Origin of the sequence: Nocardiopsis chromatogenes YIM 90109 (assembly GCF_000341185.1) — a bacterium.
GTDB lineage: Bacteria > Actinomycetota > Actinomycetes > Streptosporangiales > Streptosporangiaceae > Nocardiopsis_A > Nocardiopsis_A chromatogenes.
In genome coordinates this window covers 1-19,380 of record NZ_ANBH01000246.1, presented here as the reverse complement: position 1 = coordinate 19,380, position 19,380 = coordinate 1, and the positions used below count along the sequence as shown (strand labels likewise).

General features: G+C 75.7%; 18 protein-coding genes. 8 read left to right on the top strand and 10 right to left on the bottom strand.

Features of this window, described 5'->3' with window-relative positions:
* The first annotated feature begins 23 nt into the window (after positions 1-23).
* Complete coding sequence (locus D476_RS0122565) at positions 24-488, top strand: PPOX class F420-dependent oxidoreductase (protein ID WP_017626188.1); 465 nt, start codon at positions 24-26, stop codon at positions 486-488.
* On the opposite strand, the gene D476_RS0122560 is transcribed toward D476_RS0122565, so the two are convergent.
* Both D476_RS0122560 and D476_RS0122555 read right to left on the bottom strand, forming a co-directional pair.
* Positions 485-1,126, bottom strand: a complete 642-nt coding sequence (locus D476_RS0122560) for a suppressor of fused domain protein (protein ID WP_017626187.1) — start codon at positions 1,124-1,126, stop codon at positions 485-487. The two genes, D476_RS0122565 and D476_RS0122560, sit on opposite strands and share 4 nt — an antisense overlap.
* A 50-nt stretch (positions 1,127-1,176) precedes the next feature.
* Positions 1,177-1,983 (bottom strand): NAD(P)H-dependent oxidoreductase, encoded by an 807-nt coding sequence (locus tag D476_RS0122555; RefSeq protein ID WP_017626186.1) that lies wholly within the window; start codon positions 1,981-1,983, stop codon positions 1,177-1,179.
* Positions 1,984-2,099: 116 nt separating this feature from the next.
* Between D476_RS0122555 and D476_RS0122550 the strand changes: the two genes are divergently transcribed.
* A complete protein-coding gene (locus D476_RS0122550; RefSeq protein WP_017626185.1) occupies positions 2,100-2,978 on the top strand; it encodes a helix-turn-helix domain-containing protein in 879 nt (292 codons plus the stop codon).
* Here the strand turns inward: D476_RS0122550 and D476_RS0122545 are convergent.
* On the bottom strand, positions 2,955-3,260 hold the full coding sequence (locus D476_RS0122545) for an AbrB/MazE/SpoVT family DNA-binding domain-containing protein (RefSeq protein WP_017626184.1): 306 nt from the start codon (positions 3,258-3,260) through the stop codon (positions 2,955-2,957). The genes D476_RS0122550 and D476_RS0122545 overlap by 24 nt on opposite strands.
* A gap of 975 nt (positions 3,261-4,235) precedes the next feature.
* On the opposite strand from D476_RS0122545, the gene D476_RS40165 reads away from it, so the two are divergent.
* Positions 4,236-4,538 (top strand): DUF418 domain-containing protein, encoded by a 303-nt coding sequence (locus D476_RS40165; protein ID WP_394296941.1) that lies wholly within the window; start codon positions 4,236-4,238, stop codon positions 4,536-4,538.
* Positions 4,539-4,662: 124 nt separating this feature from the next.
* Here the strand turns inward: D476_RS40165 and D476_RS0122535 are convergent, their stop codons facing one another.
* Complete coding sequence (locus tag D476_RS0122535) at positions 4,663-5,745, bottom strand: tartrate dehydrogenase (protein WP_017626183.1); 1,083 nt, start codon at positions 5,743-5,745, stop codon at positions 4,663-4,665.
* Positions 5,746-5,853: 108 nt separating this feature from the next.
* Here D476_RS0122535 and D476_RS0122530 point away from each other — a divergent pair, with 108 nt between their 5' ends.
* Positions 5,854-6,768, top strand: a complete 915-nt coding sequence (locus tag D476_RS0122530; protein ID WP_017626182.1) for a LysR family transcriptional regulator — start codon at positions 5,854-5,856, stop codon at positions 6,766-6,768.
* Positions 6,769-6,775: 7 nt separating this feature from the next.
* On the opposite strand, the gene D476_RS0122525 is transcribed toward D476_RS0122530, so the two are convergent.
* The gene (locus D476_RS0122525; protein ID WP_017626181.1) at positions 6,776-7,354 is read right to left on the bottom strand and encodes a TetR/AcrR family transcriptional regulator; all 579 of its coding nucleotides are present in this window, start codon (positions 7,352-7,354) and stop codon (positions 6,776-6,778) included.
* Positions 7,355-7,522: 168 nt separating this feature from the next.
* On the opposite strand from D476_RS0122525, the gene D476_RS0122520 reads away from it, so the two are divergent.
* Complete coding sequence (locus tag D476_RS0122520) at positions 7,523-8,284, top strand: SDR family NAD(P)-dependent oxidoreductase (protein WP_017626180.1); 762 nt, start codon at positions 7,523-7,525, stop codon at positions 8,282-8,284.
* A 4-nt stretch (positions 8,285-8,288) separates the two neighbouring features.
* Here the strand turns inward: D476_RS0122520 and D476_RS0122515 are convergent, their stop codons facing one another.
* Entirely contained in the window at positions 8,289-9,191 is a 903-nt protein-coding gene (locus D476_RS0122515; protein WP_017626179.1) for a serine hydrolase, read from the bottom strand.
* 18 nt (positions 9,192-9,209) lie between these two features.
* On the bottom strand, positions 9,210-10,097 hold the full coding sequence (locus D476_RS0122510) for a LysR family transcriptional regulator (protein ID WP_017626178.1): 888 nt from the start codon (positions 10,095-10,097) through the stop codon (positions 9,210-9,212).
* Between the two features lie 140 nt (positions 10,098-10,237).
* On the opposite strand from D476_RS0122510, the gene bla reads away from it, so the two are divergent.
* Together bla and D476_RS0122500 are read left to right on the top strand one after the other, a co-directional pair.
* A complete protein-coding gene (gene bla / locus D476_RS0122505) occupies positions 10,238-11,152 on the top strand; it encodes a class A beta-lactamase (protein ID WP_017626177.1) in 915 nt (304 codons plus the stop codon).
* A 56-nt stretch (positions 11,153-11,208) separates the two neighbouring features.
* Positions 11,209-11,928, top strand: coding sequence for a L,D-transpeptidase family protein (locus D476_RS0122500; RefSeq protein ID WP_026123757.1), 720 nt, complete (start codon positions 11,209-11,211; stop codon positions 11,926-11,928).
* 7 nt (positions 11,929-11,935) lie between these two features.
* On the opposite strand, the gene D476_RS0122495 is transcribed toward D476_RS0122500, so the two are convergent.
* The 3 genes from D476_RS0122495 to D476_RS0122485 form a co-directional block, all read right to left on the bottom strand.
* Positions 11,936-13,441, bottom strand: coding sequence for a sodium:solute symporter family protein (locus D476_RS0122495; RefSeq protein ID WP_017626175.1), 1,506 nt, complete (start codon positions 13,439-13,441; stop codon positions 11,936-11,938).
* Between the two features lie 95 nt (positions 13,442-13,536).
* Positions 13,537-15,288 (bottom strand): ABC transporter ATP-binding protein, encoded by a 1,752-nt coding sequence (locus D476_RS0122490; RefSeq protein ID WP_017626174.1) that lies wholly within the window; start codon positions 15,286-15,288, stop codon positions 13,537-13,539.
* Positions 15,285-16,982 (bottom strand): ABC transporter transmembrane domain-containing protein, encoded by a 1,698-nt coding sequence (locus tag D476_RS0122485; protein WP_017626173.1) that lies wholly within the window; start codon positions 16,980-16,982, stop codon positions 15,285-15,287. The genes D476_RS0122490 and D476_RS0122485 overlap by 4 nt, the downstream gene beginning before the upstream one ends.
* 474 nt (positions 16,983-17,456) lie before the next feature.
* Between D476_RS0122485 and D476_RS0122480 the strand changes: the two genes are divergently transcribed.
* Positions 17,457-19,286 (top strand): helix-turn-helix domain-containing protein, encoded by a 1,830-nt coding sequence (locus D476_RS0122480; RefSeq protein WP_017626172.1) that lies wholly within the window; start codon positions 17,457-17,459, stop codon positions 19,284-19,286.
* Positions 19,287-19,380: the final 94 nt, after the last annotated feature.

Below are 19,380 nucleotides of genomic sequence, written 5' to 3'. Positions count from 1 at the left end.
TATTCGGCCGCTAGGATCGCGCCATGTCCCGCATCGCCACCAGAACGCGCGTCGACCTCGCCGGGCTCCTCGACTTCGTCCGGCCCCGCCACCGCGCCCTGCTCATCACCCACCGGGCCGACGGGTCCCCGCAGGCCTCACCGGTCGCCTGCGGCGTCGACCCCTCCGGCCGGATCGTCGTGTCCACCTACCCCGACCGCGCCAAGGCCCGCAACGCCCGGCGCACGCCCCGCGCCTCGGCCGTCGTCCTGAGCGACGACTGGGACGGCCCCTGGGTGCAGGTCGACGGGGCCGCCGAGGTCGTGGACGCCCCCGAATCCGTCGAGCCGCTCGTCGAGTACTTCCGCTCCATCTCCGGCGAGCACCCCGACTGGGAGGAGTACCGGGCGGCCATGGTCCGGCAGGGCAAGTCCCTGATCCGCCTCACCCCCGAGCGGTGGGGCCCCGTGGCCACCGGCGGGTTCCCCGCACACCTGGCGCAGGACTAGGGTGCCCCCGGCGACCGGTCGAGCAGCGACCCGCGGCCGGCGTCGGTCACCCCCAGGGGCATCCACGGCGCCAGGGCGCGCATCAGCTCCGGGGCCCGGCCGCCCTTCGCGGCCTCGTACTCGTCCCGGGTCAGGCCCACCACCTGGAGGAAGGACACCCGCCCGTTCGGCGTGGCGACCGTGCCCATCTCCGGGTCCTCGATGAAGGTGATCGCGGTGATCTGCCCCCCGCCGTCGTCCCCGCCCAGCGCCCCGCCGACGCCCATGGTGTGCCCGGGGGCGAACACGTTCCCGGAGTCGAACACGTACCGCCCGAGGCTCTGCAGCAGCACCGCGGGCCACTGCGGGGGCTCCTCCTGTCCGGGGGTGCGGGCGAGCCGGAAGGTGAACTCCAGGCCCCACCCCGAGACCTCGGGGTTCTCCGACTCCTTCTCGTAGAGCTCGCTCATCCCGTAGCCGACCACGTGCCAGTGCGGCACGGGGTCGGTGCGCGGGTAGAAGCTGATCCCGTCCAGCGGATCGGGTCCGCCCAGGGCCCACGGGTGCTGCGCGCCCAGGTGCCACTGGGTGGGCTTGTCGTAGATCCGCTGGAGTGCCGCGTCGATCGCGCCCCATCCGGGCGCGTTGCCATCGTCCATGACGGCACTGACGCACCCGGACGGGGCGCGGTTCCCGGTTCCCGACGCCCTCAGCGGAGGTGCAGGTCCGTTCCGCTCGCGCCCGGCGCCTCCCGGCCGGGCAGCAGCCGCATGTCGTGGTCGTAGTCCTCGTCCAGCCGCCGGAAGGGGACGGGGGCATCGGTGAACAGCCCCTTGAGGCGCTCGGCGTAGGCGCGCTTGGCCTGCTCCCCCTCCTCGTCGGACATCTCGTTGGCGTCGAAGAGCGCGAACGGCTCCAGGGGCGCCATGCCCGAGAACCAGAACAGCCCGTGCTGGACGGGGTAGAGCACGTCCGACAGGCGCCCGTGGATGCCCCGGTCGCTGAAGGCGCCCTCGCGCGCGCCGACGGTGACCGACACCAGCGCCCTGCGGCCCGCAAGGGCGCCCTCGGAGTAGGGCGGCGGGTGCTCGGCGCCGTAGGCCCACCCGAACGTGAACACCCGGTCGATCCAGCCCTTCATCACCGCCGGGACGGAGAACCACCACAGGGGGTACTGGAGGATCACCGCGTCCGCCCAGCGCACCTTCTCCTGCTCGGCGGCGATGTCCGCGGCCAGGCTCCCCTCCCGGGTGGCGCGGCCCTGGACGTCCTGCACCAGCAGGCGGTCCCCGCCCAGCTCCGGGAAGTCGTCGGCGTCCAGCCCGCTCCGCCACTTCATGGCGTACAGGTCCGACACGCGCACCCGGTGCCCGGCCGCCTTCAGCTCCTCCTCCGCGAATGACGTCAGGGAGGCGGTGAGGGAACGGGGGTCGGGGTGCGCGGAGACGATCAGGACGTTCTTGCGGGTCGCTTCGGCGTTCGGTCCGGTGTTCGTTCCGGTTCTCGCTTCGGTCATGGCGCCACGCTCGCGCGGCCGCCGCCGTGCAGCCAGAACCCTGTGCGTCCGGAGGACCCCTGTTCCTGGTACCCCGAGGGCCACCTTCGCGCCGCGCCGCCCCGCATACTGGAGGCATGCGGACGACTGACGGGACGGACGGTGCGGCCGTCGACGGAGTCGGGGCCCCGGAGCGGGCCCTGGGCTCCTTCCTGCGCGCGCGGCGGGGCCGGGTCGCCCCGTCCGACGTCGGCCTGCCGAGCGGGGGCCGCCGCAGGGTGCACGGGCTGCGCCGGGAGGAGCTGGCCCAGCTCGCCGGGATCAGCGTCGACTACCTGGTGCGGCTCGAACAGGGCCGCGCCGTGCAGCCCTCCGGGGAGGTGCTCGACGCGCTCTCCCGCGCGCTGGGCCTGAACGCCGCCGAGCAGCGGCACCTGTGCACGCTCGCCGAGAGCTGCACCGGCCCCGCCCCCGACATGGCGGTCAGCCCCCTGCTTCGGCGCCTGCTGGACGCCGCCGGCGGGTTCCCCGCCTTCGTGACCGACCACCGCCTCGACATCGTGGCCTGGAACCGCCTCGGCTCCGAGCTGCTGGGCGGGCTCGACGACCCGGTGCGGCGCGACCGGAACAACGCCCGGTTCCTCTTCCTCGACCCGGCCGCGCGGCGGGTGTACCCCGAGTGGGAGCCGCGGGCGGCCGAGGCGGTGGGGATGCTCCGGGACGCGGTCGGGCGCTTCTCCGACGACGACGCACTGTCCGCACTGGTCACGGAGCTGTTCTCGCTCAGCGCCGACTTCCGGCGCATCTGGGACAGCGGCGAGGTGGTGTCCTGCGGCGCCGGACGCAAGCGGCTGTCCCACCCCGGCACCGGTGACCTGCTGCTGGACTACGAGACCCTGCACGTCCCAGCGGCGCCCGGGGTGACCGGCCTGGTCGTGCACGTGTTCAGCGCCGAGGAGGGCACCTGCGAGGCCGACGCGCTGGCCCGGCTTTCAGGACGGGTCGCCGTCGGCTGACCCGCCGTCCCCGCCCTCGGTCCCGCCCTCCTCGGCCATGTGCGCGCGGAGCATGCCCGCAAGGGCGTCGGAGGCCTGCAGGTTGGCCATGAGGCGGTCGAGCGTCATCAGCGCCAGGCCCTGCTCGGGGTCGCCGAGGACGAGCAGCTTGGTCCCGGGCGTGATGCCCAGATCGCGCCGGGCCTGCGCGGGCAGGGAGATCTGGCCGCGCTCGCTCACCGTCACCGCGCCGTAGAAGCCCCGGCCCCCGGGACCGTACGAGGCCGCGCCGTCCGCCGCCATGTCTCCACCGCCCTCCGTGCGCATCGGTGCGCATGATCTGCAAAGCCTAGCAAGCGGAACATGTCCGCAACCGGTCACACACGGACGTACATGATTTACATGCCATAGCATGTGGATCATCCACCCGGCGGAAGGAGGCGCCGTGACCGCCACCGCGACCCGGGCTCCGGCCCGCGCCCTGGCCCCCGACCTCGCCCGGGGCGCCATGCTGCTGGCCATCGCCTGTGCCCACGCCCCGCTGTTCGTCACCGCCGTCGACCGCGGCCCGGCCCCGGCCAACGCCGCGGCGCTCGTCCTGCACGAAGTGGCCGTGGGCAACCACGCGCGGCCGCTGTTCGCCTTCCTGTTCGGCTACGCCCTGGTGCAGATGCTCGACCGGCGCACGGCGGCGGGCGCCGACCCGGCCGGGGTACGCCGCATGCTGCGCCGCAGGGGCGGGTGGCTGGTGGCGTTCGGTGCCGTGCACACGCTCTTCGTGCCGATCGACATCCTGGCGGTGTACGGGGCGGTCTCGGTGGCGCTGGTGGGCCTGCTGCGCGCGGGGCGGCGGACGCTGCTGTGGACCGGCTGCGCACTCCTCGTCCCGGCGACGCTCTCGGTCGGCCTGGGGATGTGGCAGGCGATGTCCCAGGGCGTGTGGACCTTCGAGATCGGGGCCGTCCCGCCCGCCTCGGACCCCCTGGCCGATCTCGCCGCGCGGATACCGGGTTGGGGCTTCTCCCTGCTGTTCGGAGGGGTGGCGGTCGCGCCCGCGATGGTCTTCGGGATGTGGGCGGCGCGGTCGCGCCTGTTGGAGGAGCCCGAACGGCACCGCGCCCTTCTCGTCCGCGCCGTCGCCGCCACCCAGGCCGTCTCGGTCGCCGGGGCGCTGCCGGCGATCCTGGTGCACTCGGAGGTGTGGGCCGACCCCGGACCGGGGCTGCTCTGGGCGGCCGCNCCCCCCCCCCCCAGCCGCTGACCGGCTTCTTCGGCGGCATGGGCCTGGCCGCGGTGATCGCCCTGGCGGCGATCGCCGCGGCACGCACCGACGGCCCCCTGACCGCCGCGCTCCAAGCGCTGGGGCAGCGGTCGATGACCTTCTACCTGTTCCAGACCGCCGCGTTCCTGGCGGTCTTCCGCCCCTACGCCCTGGGGCTGCAGGACGACGTCGGCCTGGCGGGCGCCTTCGGTGTCGCCGCCGCCGTGTGGCTGGTGTCGCTGGCCGCCGCCGACCTGATGCGCCGTGCCGGGCGCCGGGGCCCCGCAGAGGTCCTGCTGCGTCGGCTCGCCTACCGGTGAGCCCGCCCGCCCCCGGTCCGGGACCCCCGCCGGGGCCCGGCCGCCTCGCACCAGGCGGCCGGGACGTCGGAGAGCCGCCCCTCCCGGGCGGCGGCGAAGGAGGGGATGAGCGTCCCGGGCGCCCTTACGCGGCCCCCTTCACCGCCGCCGCCACGGCAGCCCCGAGCGAGGCGGTGGTGCCCGCACCGCCCAGGTCGGGGGTGAGCGCGGTCCGCTCCCCGGCCAGCACCTCCTCCACGGCACGCAGCACCGCGGCCGCCGCCTCCGGCTCGCCGAGGTGGTCGAGCATCATCGAGGCGCTCCAGATCTGCCCCACCGGGTTCGCGATCCCCTTGCCCGCGATGTCCGGGGCGGACCCGTGGACCGGCTCGAACAGGCTCGGGTAGCGCCGCTCGGGGTTGATGTTGGCGCTGGGCGCGATGCCGATGGTGCCCGCGCAGGCCGGTCCCAGGTCGGAGAGGATGTCGCCGAACAGGTTGCTGGCCACGACCACGTCGAACCGCTCCGGGTGGAGCACGAACTGCGCGGTCAGGATGTCGATGTGGTACTGGTCCACGGCCACGTCGGGGTATTCGGCGGCCATGGCCGCGACCCGCTCGTCCCAGTAGGGCATGGTCTGGGAGATGCCGTTGCTCTTGGTGGCCGAGGTCAGGCTCCGGCGCCCGCGGCCGCACGCCAGCTCGAAGGCGTAGCGCAGGATGCGGTCGACGCCGGTGCGGGTCATCACGGTCTCCTGCACGACCGTCTCGCGCTCGGTGCCCTCGAACATCCGCCCGCCGATGGAGCTGTACTCGCCCTCGGTGTTCTCCCGCACGACGAAGAAGTCGATGTCGCCGGGCCCGCGCCCGGCGAGCGGGCTGGTCACCCCGGGCATCAGGCGCACCGGGCGGACGTTGGCGTACTGGTCGAAGCGGCGGCGGAACTGCAGCAGGCTCCCCCACAGCGACACGTGGTCGGGCACCGTGTCCGGCCAGCCGACCGCGCCGAGGAAGAGCGCGTCGTAGTCCTTCAGCTCGTCGAACCAGCCGTCGGGGAGCATGGTGCCGTGCCGCTGCCAGTACGCGGCCGAGGCGAAGTCGTACTCGACCAGGTCGAGCCCGATCCCGTAGGCGTCCGCGGCGGCGCGCAGCGCGCGCACCCCCTCCGGGACGACCTCCGTCCCGATCCCGTCGCCGGGGATGACGGCGATGCGGTGGCTGCGGCTCATGCGGGTGCTCCCTTCCCGGGTTCGTGTCCGAGCCGAAACTACCGGGCAACAAAGCATGGGAGAATGCCGCGCCGAGCAACGGTGCCTTGCCTGGTGGGAAAGAAGGCGATGAGGTCCCTCTCCGACATCGACGACCTGGAGTTCTTCGCCGCGGTGGCGCGCTCGCCGAGCCTGACCGCCGCCGCGCGCGAGTGGGGCGTCACCCTGTCCGCCGTGAGCAAGCGCCTCACCCGCCTGGAGGAGCGCCTCGCCGCCCAGCTCGTCCGGCGCAGCACCCGCAGGCTCACCCTCACCGAGGCGGGCGAGCTGTACGCCTCCGGCGCGCGCGGCATCCTCCAGGACCGCGCCGACCTGGAGGAGCGGGTCGGCCGGTCCTCCGGGCGGCTGCGCGGGCCCATCGCCCTGCACTCCACCATGGGGCTGGGGCGCCACCACATCGCCCCGCTGCTGCGCGCGTTCGCCGACGCCCACCCCGAGGTGGGCGTGGAGCTGACGCTGTCCGAGCACGCCTTCACCATCGCCGGGTCCGGCTACGACGCGGCGGTCCGGGTCGGCCCGCCGCCCGACGCACACCTGCGCCTGCGGCGGCTGCACCCCAACCGGCGGCTGGTCTGCGCCGCCCCGTCCTACCTGCGGGCCCGCGGCGCCCCGCGCTCCCCGGCCGACCTGGTCGACCACAACTGCCTGGTGATCAAGGAGAACGACGCCGACTTCGGCGTGTGGCGGTTCGGCACCGGCCCCGGCGACGAGACGGCGGTGCGGGTCACCGGCGACATGGCGAGCAACGACGGCGAGGCCATCGTGGGCTGGTGCCTGGACGGCCGCGGCCTGATGATGCGCTCGGCGTGGCACGTCCTGCCGCTGATCCGCGAGGGGCGGCTGGTGCAGGTGCTCCCCGGTGTCCCGACCCCGCCCGCCGACGTGTTCGCGGTGACCGACGCGACCGCGTTCCTCCCCCGCCGCACCCGGGCCCTCCTGGACCACCTGGCCGAAGGGCTGGCGGCCCGCTTGGACGGGGGGTGAGGAGGGTTCACCCCCGCAGGAGCGGGAGCCCGTCCTCCAGGGGGCGCAGGGCCTCCCGCACCGAGGCCGCGTAGTCGGCGTCCCCGCCGCCGAGCGCGCGGTGCTCGGCCCCGAGGCGCAGGGCGGCGTTGAGAGCGGCGGCGTGCACCCGCACGGCCAGGTCGTCGGCGGGGCGCCCGGAGCGCTCGGCGAGGATGGCGGCGAAGACCTCCTCGGCCTCGCGGTGGACGTCCATCCACACCGCCCTGATCCCGGGCTCGGTGCGGGTCATCCGGATCAGGGCGTCGATGGGTCCGGGCGCCAGGCGCTCGTCGTGCAGGGCGTCCTGGGCCCCCAAGTGGGCGGTCAGGCCGGTTCCGTGCGGCCACGTCCGAAGCCACCCGGCCATCGCCTCCAGCCCGGAGGTGAGCAGCGGCCGGACGCACCCCTCCTTGCTGGGGAAGTAGCGCCACAGGGTGCGCGAGGAGATGCCGATCTCCCGGGCGATGTCCTCGCCGGTGGTGGCGGCGACCCCCTTCTCGGCGAAGAGCGCCGTGGCGGCGCGGGCGATCTCGGTGCGCACGGCCTCCCGGCGGCGCGCGCTCATCGGCGGGCGCCCCCGCCCCTTCGTCCCGTCCGGCACCGGCCCCTGCCTCCCGTTCCCCCGCGTCGAAGGCCCCAGCCTAGTCGCGCCCCCCGCGCGTCCACATAATGTCACTCAGAGACAAATAGGCGTAGAGTGACAAATAAGAGCACCGCGCACGAGGAGGCCGCCATGCGGACCGGACTGGAAGGCAAGAGCACCGTCGTCACCGGGGGCGGGTCCGGCATCGGCCGGGCCGCCGCGCTGCGCTTCGCCGAGGAGGGGGCGCGCGTCCTCATCGCCGACATCGCCGCCGGGGCCGCCGAGAAGACCGCCGAAGAGGTGCGCGCCCTGGGCGCCCGGGCCGAGGCGGTGGTGGGCGACCTGAGCCGCCAGGACGTCGTCGACCGGGTCGCCGCCACCGCCGCCGAACGCTTCGGCGGGGTCGACGTGCTGGTCAACAACGCCGGGATCATGGACGACATGTCGGCCGCCGCCGACGTCACCGACGAGGTGTGGGAGCGGCTCATCCGGGTCAACCTGACCGCGCCGTTCCTGCTCACCCGCGCCGTCCTGCCGGGCATGGTGCAGCGGGGGTCGGGCGCGATCGTGTTCACCGCATCCGAGGCCTCGCTGCGCGGCAGCGCCGCCGGGGCCGCCTACACCGCCGCCAAGCACGGGGTGGCCGGGCTGGTGAAGTCCACCGCGGTGATGTACCGCGACCAGGGGATCCGGGTGAACGCGGTGGCCCCCGGCGGCACCGCCACCAACATCACGGTGGACGCGGCGGCCGAGGCGGCCGGGCCGCGGGCCCTGGCCCCCTACATGGCGGGCGTGGGCCGGGTCGCCGAGGCCGACGAGCTCGCCGCGGCCATCGTGTTCCTGGCCTCGGACGCGGCGAGCAACATCAACGGGGCCGTGCTGCCGGTCGACAACGGCTGGTCGGCGGTGTGAGGGCTCACCCCGCCCGGAGGCGGTCGCGCAGGCGCCGCGCCACGCCGCCCATCAGCGCCTCCGCCTCCGGCTGCACGATGGCCGCCACCCGCGACTCGGTGAGCGCCGCCACCGCGTAGGTCCCGCCGCCGTCGTGCTCGACCACGCCGATCTCGTGCCGCAGGTTCAGCAGCGTGCCCGTCTTGGACGACCACACCGTCGCGTCGGAGGCGAAGTCCGGGGTGAGGCGCTGCCGCATCAGGTTGGCGCCCATCAGGTCCCGCACCCGCGCCGCCGTCCACTCCGGGAGCCCGCGCGGCCGCCACAGCTCCTGCAGCAGGTCGGCGTAGGCCCGGGCGGACCCGGCGCTGGCCCGGGTCACGTCGAGCTGCGGGACGCTGTGCCCGCGCCCCTGGGTCCCCGCCTCGATGGCGAGCCGCTGCGCCAGGTGGCCGTCGGAGCGGGCCAGGTGCGTCTCCGGGGTGTCCCGCATGTCCCGCAGCGTGTTCCGGATGGTGACCCCCGACAGCCCCAGCCCCTTGAGCAGCTCGGCCACCTGCGCCGGGGGCGCGAACGCGAAGAGCGCCTCGGAGGCGGCGTTGTCGCTCACCGCCATGCTCATGTAGAGCAGGTCCTCCACCGCGGCGCGCACCGGGTGGCGGAACCGGCTGATCCCGGTGGGGCCCGGCACGGCGTCCACGCCCGGCGTCAGCACCACCGGTTCGGCGCCGTCCAGCTCCCCGCGGCGGATCCGCTCCAGCACCGCCATCGCCAGCGGGACCTTCACCAGCGACGCGGTGCTGAACTCCAGGTCGGGCTCGATCCCGATCTCCTCGCCCGAATCCAGGTCGCGCACCAGGAACGAGCCGCGCAGGCCGCCGTCGTCCAGCTCCTCGCGCAGCCGTCTGAGGAAGGCCTCCTCGCGCACACCGCCTCCTTCTCCCTCTCAGTCCTCGTCGCCCGCCGGGTCGCCCAGGCACCGGGCGATCCCCGTGCGCAGCGGGCCGCGCAGCCGCCCGGGGTCCTCGCCCCCGCTGGTGGCCGCGTCGAACCCGCGCGCCAGATCCTCCTCGCCCACCGGCCGCCAGTGCAGCCCCAGGTCCTCGGCCTGGCGCTCGGAGGCCAGCAGCAGGTCGCCGCCGTCGAGCCCCTCGGCCAGCGCCGCCGCCAGCGTGCGCGCCACCGCCACCTGCGCCGGGCGCAGGCCCACCCGGTCGCGCAGCCGGAACACCCGGTCGCGCACGTGCGGCACGTCGTCCTCGGGCTGGATCCACAGCCGGTGCGGCCGCCCGGCGGCGCCACCGCGCCCGGCGCGCAGCGTCTCCAGGTACACCGCCCCGCCGTCGGGCACCGCCACCGAGGCGGCGCCGAGGGGGACCCGCCACACCGCCTCGGACTCGGGGACGGCGACCAGCGCCGCGCGCACCTCCTGGGAGCGCAGCAGGTCGGTGCGGGCCTCGGGCGGCGCCGCGTGCAGGTCCAGGCGCAGGCCCAGGCGGCGGGCGCGCACGTCCAGCCGGGCCAGGTCGGCGGTGGTGCACACCTCCGGGACGGCGAGCCGCAGCGGAGCGTGCCGGGCCTGCTCGGCCGTGTCCTCCAGCGCGTCGGCGAGCCGGACCAGGCGGCGCGCGGGCGGCAGCATCTCCCGACCGAAGGGGGTGAGCCGCGCCCTGCGGCTCGACCGGTCGAACAGCCGCCCGCCCAGGTGGCGCTCCAGGGCGGCGATCCGTCTGCTGGCCACCGGCTGGGCCACCCGGGCGGCGGAGGCGCCCAGGGTGAAGCTGCCCTGCTCGCTCACGTGAACGAACGCCTTGCAGGCGGCCACCAGATCCATGGCCTCACCTTATGCCGGATCGGCATGGAAGGGGCCGTTTCCGTCTTGGACAGCATCCGTTCCGGCGGCCAGACTGCTGCGCAGGGTTCCCGGGGCCCTTCCGAACCGCCGATGACGTCGTGCATGAGGAAGGCCGAACCATGCTGATCGAACGTGCAGTGCCCGTGCTCCTGGCCGCGGCCGTGTGGCCCGCCGCGACCGCCTGCGCTCCCGCGGAGGAGGCGGCCCCGACCGGGGGCGCCTCCGAGGCGTCGGGGGCGGACCCCTCGCAGGCCGACGCCGACTTCGCCGACCTGGAGGAGGAGTTCGGCGCCCGCCTGGGCGTCTACGCCATCGACACCGGAAGCGGTGAAGAGGTCGCCTACAACGCCGACCAGCGCTTCGCCTACGCCTCCACCTTCAAGGTTCCGGCGTGCGGTGCGGTCATGGAGGAGTACTCCCTCAAGGAGATGCGGAAGCACGTCGTCCACTTCGACGAGGAGGACCTGGTCGACTACTCGCCCATCACCGAGGACCACGTGGACTCGGGGATGACGCTGATGGAGGTGTGCGACGCGGCGCTGCGCTACAGCGACAACACCGCGGCCAACCTCCTGCTGGAGGAGCTCGGCGGCCCCGAGGGCTTCCAGGAGGCGATGCGCGAGCTGGGCGACGACACGACGATCTCCGCCCGCTGGGAGACCGAGCTGAACGAGAACAAGCCGGGGGACGAGCGCGACACCACCTCCCCGCGCGCGTTCGCGCAGAACCTTGAGGAGTACGTGCTCGGCGACGTGCTGGAGAAGAAGGAGCGCAAGGCCCTGGCCGACATGATGGTCCGCAGCACCACCGGGGACACGCTGATCCGGGCCGGGGTGCCAAAGAACTGGAAGGTCGGCGACAAGTCGGGCATGCCCGGGTACGGCGGGCGCAACGACATCGCCGTGATGTGGCCGCCGAAGGGCGACCCGATCGTGCTCGCGGTGTACTCGACCAAGGACACCGAGGACGCCGAGTCCGAGGACGCCCTGGTGGCGCAGGCGGCGGAGGTCGCCGTCGGTGCGCTGGAGGACTGACCCCCGCTCCCCCTCACTCTTGGTAAAGACGGGGACAAGAGGGGTAAAAGAGGGAGATGACCCAACGACGTTCCCCCCGCCGTGCGGCCACGGTGGCGGCGCTCGCCCTCGCGGCCGCCGTCGTCCCGCTTCCCGATGCCCCACCCGCCGGGACCGCCTACGCGGCCGTCGCCCCCGCCTCCGGCGAGCTGCGCGCGGGCGACTCCGGCCCCGAGGTCGAGGCCGTCCAGGAGCGCCTGGCCGAACTCGGCTACTGGACCGGCGGCGCCGACGGCGCGTTCGGCACCGACACCGCCCTGGCCGTCCAGGCCCTGCAGAAGGCCGCCGGGATCGACCGCGACGGCATCGTCGGCCCCGACACCCGCGGGGCGCTCGACGACGGCGTGCGCCCCTCCGCCGAGACCGCCGACGGCCGCGCCGTGGAGATCGATCTGGACCGCCAGCTCCTGATGACCGTGGAGGACGGCGAGGTGCAGCAGGTCTTCAGCACCTCCACCGGCTCGGGCGAGCCCTACACCTCCCGCGGCGAACGGCACATCGCGACCACCCCCACCGGCAGCTACCAGGTCTTCCGCGAGGTGGACGCCTGGGACCCCGGCCCGCTGGGCGCGCTGTACCGGCCCAAGTACTTCAACGGCGGCATCGCCGTGCACGGCTACGGCTCGGTGCCGCCCTACCCGGCCTCCCACGGCTGCGCACGCGTGAGCCTGAAGGCCATGGACTGGCTGTGGAAGAGCGGCCACCTGGACGTGTACGACACGGTCCTGGTGCGCTGACCCGCCCTCACGTCCGGCGGTGCGGGTCCTGCCCGCTCCGCCGGACCGCCGTCCCCACGTCCATCCGTGCCCGCTCCTCGGCGAGCCGCTCCCGCGCCTCCTCCTGCGTGATGCGGGTCCGCGGCGTCACCAGGCTCACCGCCACGCCGCACACCAGCGCCGCCGCCATCGACGGGAACACCGGGTTGCCCCAGAACTCCGTCCACGCGCCGACCCCGTTGACCGCCAGCGCCGCCGCCGACCCCCCGGCCATCGCCGCCAAGCCGCCCTGCCAGGTGGCCCGCCGCCAGAACCGGCCCAGCAGCGAGGCCGCCAGCAGGCCGGTGAGCACGGTGGAGACCATCGTCGTGATGTAGTCGATGACGGTGGTCGCCGCCAGCGCGAAGGCCAGCGCCAGCAGCAGCACCCCGGCCAGGCACAGCCGCGACAGGCGCACCGTGTGCTCGGCGCGGGGCAGGCGCCCGGTCACCATCTGGGCCACGTCGCGCAGCAGGATCGTGGTGGCCGCCACCGCGTCGGAGTCGCCCGAGGACATCGTCGCCGACAGCCCGGCCACCAGCAGGAACGCCCCGATCCACACGGGGAACAGCGTGGTGGCCAGGTAGGGGAAGGCCATGTCCGGGTTGTCCAGCCCCGGCTCCAGCGCGCGGGCGGCCATCCCCGCGACCGCCGGGAGCAGCGCGAACACGGCGAACAGGCCGCCGACCCACAGGAAGCTCCGCCGCACCGTGGCGGTGTCCCGCGCCGAGTAGATCCGCTGGCGGTAGGAGGGGGTGGACAGCACGCCCACCGCGACCACCGCCGCCAGCGACAGCGCCGGGAGCGGGCCGAGCGCCCCGACGCCCAGGAAGGAGGCCGCCCCTTCGGGCACGCCCGCCGCGAGCCCGGCCGGGCCGCCCGCGGCGGCCAGCGCCAGCACGGCGAGCACGGTGAACCCGATGAAGAGCACGGTGCCCTGCACCGCGTCGGTGACGACCACCGCCAGGTAGCCGCCGACGACCGTGTACAGACCGAACCCGGCCGCGACCACGGCCTTGGCGAGCTGCGGGTCCATCCCGGTCAGGTAGGACAGGTACAGCGCCCCGCCCATGATGTGCGCCCCGAGCCAGCCCACCGAGGCCAGCACCAGGACCACCGAGACCACGCCCTTCACCGCCCGGCTGGCGCCGAAGTAGGAGCTCATCTCCTCGGAGAAGGTCATGAACCCGTGCCGGCGCACGTCGGCGAACAGGACCGTCAGCAAAAGCACCCCGGCCGCGCCGCCGATACCGTACAGCGCCCCGGCCCAGCCGTTCTCGTAGCCGAACCCGACGGCGCCCAGGCTGGAGCCGGTGCCCACGAGGGTGGCCAGGGTGGTGCCGAGCAGCAGCGGGGTGCCCAGGCTCCGCCCCGCCAGCAGGAAGTCCTCCCCGCTGCGGGCCCGGCGGGCCACCCACACCGCCAGGCCGAGCATGGCCGCCAGGACCGCGAGCAGGACGGGAAGGTAGACCGGTGAGGAGAGATCATCCGCCATGGGGGACATGGTGGCGCCGGGCCTCGCCGATGGGACCCCCCGGAAGGGATCGTGCTGCACTGCACAAGCCCGTGGTGCACCGGCGCCCCGCGCCCTCAGGCACGGTCGTCGCTCCAGGCCCTCCACAGGTCGGCGTAGCGGCCGCCCCGGGCGACCAGCTCCCCGTGCGTCCCCGACTCCACGATGCGGCCCGCCTCCATCACCACCACGCGGTCGGCCTCCACCGCCTGGGGCAGGCGGTGGGCCACCACCAGGGCGGTGCGCCCTTCGGTCGCCGCCAGGGCCGCGCGTTCCAGCCCCCGGGCGCCCGCGCTGCCCGCCTCGGCGCTCGCCTCGTCCAGCACGGCCACCGGCGGGTCGGCCAGCACCAGCCGGGCCAGCGCCAGCAGCTGGGCCCGGTCGGCGGTGAGCCGCACCCCGTTCTCCCCCACGGCGGTGGCGATCCCGTCCGGGAGCCCGAGCGCCCACCCCCGGGCCCCGACCGCTTCCAGCGCCGCCAGCACCCGGTCGTCCCCGGCCCCGGGGTCGGCGATGCGCACGTTGTCGGCGAGCGTCCCGGCGAACACGTGCGCCTCCTGGCTGACCAGCACCACGTGGCGGCGCAGCTCGGCGCGGGGCACCCGGTCCACCGGGGCGCCGCCGACCAGCACCCGCCCGCCGGACAGGGCGAGCCCCCCGGCCACCGCGCGGGCCAGGGTCGTCTTGCCCGCGCCGCTGGCGCCGACCACCGCCACCCGCTCGCCCGGGGCGACCTCCAGGTCCACCCCGTCGAGCACGGCGGGCCCCTCCCCGTACCGGTGCACCGCGCCGCGCACCCGGACGCCGCCGTGCGCGGGCCGGGCGGGGTCGGCGGGCTCGGGCGGCTCGGGCAGGTCCAGCACCCCGGCGATGCGGGCCAGGGAGGCCCCCGCCGACTGCACGTCGTCGAAGGTGGTCAGCAGCGCCCCGAACGGGTCGAACAGCCGGTGGAACAGCAGCGCCGCCGCGGTGGCCGCGCCGACCGTGGCCGCGTCGGCGGCCACCAGGTGGAAGCCGACCGCCAGGACCGCCGCCAGTCCGACGAACTCGGCCGCGTTGATCGCCCCGATGAAGCGGGTGAACAGCCCGAACACCCCGACCTCGGTGTCCCGGGCGGCGGCGGAGCGCTCGGCGACCAGGGCGGTGCGCCGCTCGCGCAGCCGGTAGGCGTCCACGGTGGCCGCCCCCTGCAGGGTGCCGACCAGCGCCTGGGCCCGCTCGCCGAGCTGCGCCCGCTGGCGCGCGTACATCGGCGCGGACTTCGGCAGGTACCAGCGCAGGGCCAGCGCGTGCACCGGCAGGGCGCACGCCCCGGCCAGCCCCAGCCGCCAGTCCAGGGCGGCCATCCCGCCCAGCGCCATGACCACCAGCACCAGCGAGGTGAGCACCAGCGGGGCGCGCTCGCGCACCACCTCGGAGGTCTCGGCCACGTCGTCGCCGACCCGGGAGAGCAGGTCGCCGGGGGCCAGCCGGGAGAGCTCCTCCTCGGACAGCCGCATCGCCCTGCGCATCACCGCCTCGCGCAGCCGGGCCAGGACGGTCTCCCCGGTCCGCGCGAGCAGGACCGACTCCAGCGCCGAGAGCACGCCCCCGGCCAGCGCCGCGCCCGCGATGACGGCGGCCGGGACCAGCACGCCGCGCGGCCCGTCCCCCCGGACGACCGCGTCGACCAGCAGGCCCAGCGCCCACGGTCCGGCGAGCACGCAGGCATTGGCCGCGACGCTGGCGGCCACGGCGGCCGCACCGACCGGGCCCACCGCGCGCACCTGCCGCGCGACCACGGCCAGGGTCCGGCGGCCGGAGGCCACCGGGAGCGTTCTGTAGGTCACCGCAGTACCGCCTCGGCGTAGTCGGGGTCGCTCGCCGCGAGCCCCGCGTGGGTTCCCTCCGCGACCACCCGGCCGCCGCCGACCGCGACGACGCGGTCGGCGCGGGCCAGCAGCGCCGGGCTGGAGCAGACCGCCACCGTGCAGCGGCCGGCGCCGCCGTGGCGCAGCTCCCGCACCCCGGCGGCGACCGCCTCCTCGGTCACGGCGTCCACCGCGGTGGTGGGGTCGTTCAGGACCAGCACCGGCGGGTCGGCGGCCAGCGCCCGGGCCAGGGCCACGCGCTGGCGCTGCCCGCCGGACAGGGTGGTGCCCCGGTCCGTCACCGCGGCCCTGAGTCCGCCGGGGACGGTGCGCACCACCTCGTCGGCGGCGGCCGCGCGCAGCGCGGGCCAGGGGTCGGCCCCGGGGGCGGCGCCGGTGAGCACGTTCGCGGCCAGGGTGCCCTCGAACAGGTCCGGCTCGTGCGGCTCGACCAGCACCCGGGCGCGCACCTCCTCCGGCCCCAGAGCCTCCGCCGGGACCCCGTCGACCAGGTAGGAGCCGCCGTGGTCGGCGGCGGGCACCCGGGCGGCCAGCACGTCGGCCAGGGCGCGGGCGTCGGCCGGGTCGTAGCAGACCACCCCGACGAACTCCCCCGGCCCCACCCGCAGGTCCAGGCCGCCCAGGGGGCCGCCCACCCCCTTCAGCTCGACGGGGCAGGCGCCGGGCGCACCGACGCGCGCCGGCGCCCCGGGCTCGCCCGCCTCCAGCCGGAAGGGGGCGTGCAGCACCTTCTCCAGCCGCCGCGCGGAGGCCCGGGAGGAGGCCAGCTCCATGGCGGCGTAGCCCACCTCGCGTACCGGCTCGGTGAGGAACTGGGCCAGGCCCACCACGGTGACCAGCTCGCCGACGCTGATCCGGCCCTGCAGCGCGAAGACCCCGGCGCCCGCGGCCACCGCCGCCAGCAGCAGGCCCCCGGCCAGCCCGGTGGCGCCCTGGTACAGCCCCCGGGGCACGGCGGCCCGCAGGGCGCCGCGCAGCGCACCGGCGCTGGCCTCGGCGTAGCGCGCGGCGGCCTGCTCCTCGGCACCGGCGCCGCGCAGCGCGGGCAGGCCGCGCACCAGGTCGGCGGCGAGCCCGGAGGCGCGGGCCAGCGCCTCCTGCTGGGCGGCGGTGCGCCGGGTGAGCACTGGGCCGACGAGCTGCACGATGGCCACCAGCACGGGCACGCCCACCAGCACGCCGCCGCCCAGGACCGGGTCGATCCGCAGCAGGACCGCGGCCGCCACGGCCAGCCCGGCCACCGCGCCGACCACGCCGGTCAGCGGGTGCAGGACCTGGGCGGTGCGGTCGGCGTCGGTGGTGGCGACGGTGAGCAGCTCGCCCGCGCCCAGCCCGGTGGCGGGGGCGCGGGGGTGCAGAGCGCGGTCGGCGGCCTCCACGCGGAGCAGGTGCGCCTCGGACTCCGCGGCGCGCACGGACGCGCGCGCGCCGAACCGCCACGACAGGGTGAGCACGGTGAACAGGGCGGCCAGCCCCGCCACCGAGACCGCGAGCGCGGCCGTGTCGCCGGTGGCCACCGCGCGGTCGACGACCACTCCGATGGCGACCGGCACCAGCGTCTCGCACACCTGGTAGAGCGTGTGGCCCAGCGCCGACACCGCCACGGCGCGCCGGTTCCGCCGCACGGCACGCCTCAGGGGCGATTCGGACATGTCCCTCCCCGGTCGAGCAAACCCGGTTAGGTTATCCTCACCGCTCCGGTGGAGCCCACCGGTTTTCCCTCCGCCCGGGGCCGCCCGCGCGGCGGCGCCCCGCCCGGAGCGGTCCGGCGGTGTCTGCCGAGAAAAAATCTTCCGCGCTGGAATTCGTCCGGCCGCGCCGCGCGCACCGCCGCGGACCTCCCCTTTCCTCTCGCCCGGATCCCGCACGCATCGACCGAATTCGATGCCTTCCGCGTGCCGGGCCCACTCCCCGGCCGCGCCTTCCCACCCACCCCCTGACCAGGAATTCCACGGCCCCGCCATTCTTGATCATGCCCCGACCAGCGGATACGGCGACACCGTTAACTGACATGCACCAGACCACCATAATCCGTTATCATCACCCCCACTTCAGCCAAATCATCATGTTCGTCACCAAAAGGCGAAATAGAGAAAACGCCGCCGGGGACTCGGGAAGGCGAGGGCGTGACGACGGGGCGAGAACAGCGGTCGGGGCAGTCGGAACTGGACGAGGTCGTGGAGAACGTGGCCCGCGTCCACCAGGAACTGGAGGAGAGACGGGAGCGGGAGGGGGCGCTCAACGGCCTGATCGACACGGTCCGGGAGCTGGCCGAGCAGCAGACCCGGACGGACCTGGAGCGGATGCTCACCCGGCGCATGCGCCTGCTGCTGGGACTGGACGCGGCCTTCATCGGGGTGCAGTCAGCCGACGGCGCCCGGGTGGTGCACGCGCCCGACGGCCACGTGTCCACCATGCTCAACATGGGCATGGCCACCCCCGCCGGGGTGGGCCTGGGCAGTTGGGCGGTGCAGGCGAACGCGCCCGCCTGGACCGCCGACTACCTGGCCGACGACCGCTTCGAGCACGACGAGGTCATCGACGACGTGATGCTCTCCGAAGGGCTCCGCGGCCTGATCGCCGTCCCCCTGGCCCGCGACCCCGCCTCCTCGACCACCCTGTACGCCGGGGCGCGCAGCGTCCGCTCCTTCACGCCCGAGGAGGTCTCCCTGGCCAGCACCCTCGGCCAGGTCGCCGGGGCCCTGCTGCGCCGGTACACCGCCATGGAGGAGGCCGAGACCGCCCGCGGGGAGCTGCAGCGCCGCCTGGAGCGCGCCGAGGCGCGCACCCGCGAGGGCCTCCCCTCGCTGCTCGACCGGCTGCTGTCGGCCGTGCTCGGCGGCGCCGAGCTGTCCGCGCTCGCCGCCGAGATCGCCGAGCGCTTGGCGGCAGCGGTGTGCGTGCGCTCCGCCGACGGCCGCGAACTGGCGCGGGCCGGCACCCCGGAGCACGGCTGGCCCGACCCCGAGGAGGTGCGCCGCGCCGCCCCCTGGACCCGCCCCACCGGAGCCCCCGTCGCGGTGGACCGGCGCACCTGGGCGGCGCCGATCCGCGCCGGGGCGGACGACTTCGGGCTGCTGCTGGCCGTCTTCGAGGAGCCGGGCGGCGCCGATGCGGGCGAGCGCGTGCGCGCCGCCGCCAAGGCGCTGTCGGTGACCGCCCTGCTCCGGGTGCACGGCCCGATCTCCGAGGCGCAGATCCGCGATGAGCTGCTCAGCCAGCTCCTGACCGAGTCCACGGCCACCGACCCGCAGGCCGCGCGGCGGCGCGAGCAGCGCGCCCGCCACCTGGGGATCGAGCTGGCCGAGCCGCATGTGGCCGTCGCCGCCGAGTGCGGGCCGGGCGAGCCGTCCGCCACCGCGCTGTCCTGGGCCGACGCCTACGTACGGCGCCGCGGCGGGCTGCGCACCGTGCAGGGGGAGCGGCTGGCCCTCCTGCTGCCCGGCGACGATCCGGGGGCCGCCGCGGCCGAGGTCGCCGCCGAGCTGGGCCGGGTGTGCGGCCGCCCGGTCAGCGCGGGCGGCGCGGGCCCGGCCTCCGGGATCGAGCAGGTGCGCCGGGCGCACGAGGAGGCGCTGCGCACCCTGGAGGCGCTGGGCGCCCTGGGCCGGGAGGGGGCCGCGGCCTGCGCCCGCGACCTCGGCTTCTTCGGCGCCCTGCTGTCCGACCGGCGGGGCGTGGGCGAGTTCGTCGACGCCGAGCTGGGGCCGCTGCTGGCCTACGACCGCCAGCACTGCACCGAGCTGGCCGCGACCCTGCAGGCCTACCTGGCCACCGGGGGCAGCCCCACGCACGCCGCCCGGCGCCTGCACGTGCACCCCAACACCGTCTCGCGCCGCCTGGAGCGCATCGGCGACCTGCTCGGCCCCGACTGGCAGGACCCGGAGCGGGCGATGGAGCTGCACCTGGCCCTGCGCCTCACCCGGCTGCGCGACCTGGTCGGCGCCCCCGGCTGAGGCGGCGCCCCCGGCCGAGGCGGGGCCGACGGCTCAGGCGGGCACCCGCCGGGCGGCATCGGCCCCGGCGAGCGCCTGCACCGCGTGCGCGGCG

What these genes read in the sequence shown, in the direction of transcription:
- D476_RS0122530 (WP_017626182.1), top strand. Translation starts at nt 5,854, where the DNA reads ATGAGGTCCCTCTCCGACATCGACGACCTGGAGTTCTTCGCCGCGGTG.
- D476_RS0122510 (WP_017626178.1), bottom strand. Translation starts at nt 10,097, where the DNA reads ATGGATCTGGTGGCCGCCTGCAAGGCGTTCGTTCACGTGAGCGAGCAG.
- D476_RS0122565 (WP_017626188.1), top strand. Translation starts at nt 24, where the DNA reads ATGTCCCGCATCGCCACCAGAACGCGCGTCGACCTCGCCGGGCTCCTC.
- D476_RS0122555 (WP_017626186.1), bottom strand. Translation starts at nt 1,983, where the DNA reads ATGACCGAAGCGAGAACCGGAACGAACACCGGACCGAACGCCGAAGCG.
- D476_RS0122550 (WP_017626185.1), top strand. Translation starts at nt 2,100, where the DNA reads ATGCGGACGACTGACGGGACGGACGGTGCGGCCGTCGACGGAGTCGGG.
- D476_RS0122485 (WP_017626173.1), bottom strand. Translation starts at nt 16,982, where the DNA reads ATGTCCGAATCGCCCCTGAGGCGTGCCGTGCGGCGGAACCGGCGCGCC.
- D476_RS0122495 (WP_017626175.1), bottom strand. Translation starts at nt 13,441, where the DNA reads ATGGCGGATGATCTCTCCTCACCGGTCTACCTTCCCGTCCTGCTCGCG.
- D476_RS0122545 (WP_017626184.1), bottom strand. Translation starts at nt 3,260, where the DNA reads ATGGCGGCGGACGGCGCGGCCTCGTACGGTCCCGGGGGCCGGGGCTTC.
- D476_RS0122525 (WP_017626181.1), bottom strand. Translation starts at nt 7,354, where the DNA reads ATGAGCGCGCGCCGCCGGGAGGCCGTGCGCACCGAGATCGCCCGCGCC.
- bla (WP_017626177.1), top strand. Translation starts at nt 10,238, where the DNA reads ATGCTGATCGAACGTGCAGTGCCCGTGCTCCTGGCCGCGGCCGTGTGG.
- D476_RS40165 (WP_394296941.1), top strand. Translation starts at nt 4,236, where the DNA reads ATGGGCCTGGCCGCGGTGATCGCCCTGGCGGCGATCGCCGCGGCACGC.
- D476_RS0122535 (WP_017626183.1), bottom strand. Translation starts at nt 5,745, where the DNA reads ATGAGCCGCAGCCACCGCATCGCCGTCATCCCCGGCGACGGGATCGGG.
- D476_RS0122520 (WP_017626180.1), top strand. Translation starts at nt 7,523, where the DNA reads ATGCGGACCGGACTGGAAGGCAAGAGCACCGTCGTCACCGGGGGCGGG.
- D476_RS0122560 (WP_017626187.1), bottom strand. Translation starts at nt 1,126, where the DNA reads ATGGACGATGGCAACGCGCCCGGATGGGGCGCGATCGACGCGGCACTC.
- D476_RS0122500 (WP_026123757.1), top strand. Translation starts at nt 11,209, where the DNA reads ATGACCCAACGACGTTCCCCCCGCCGTGCGGCCACGGTGGCGGCGCTC.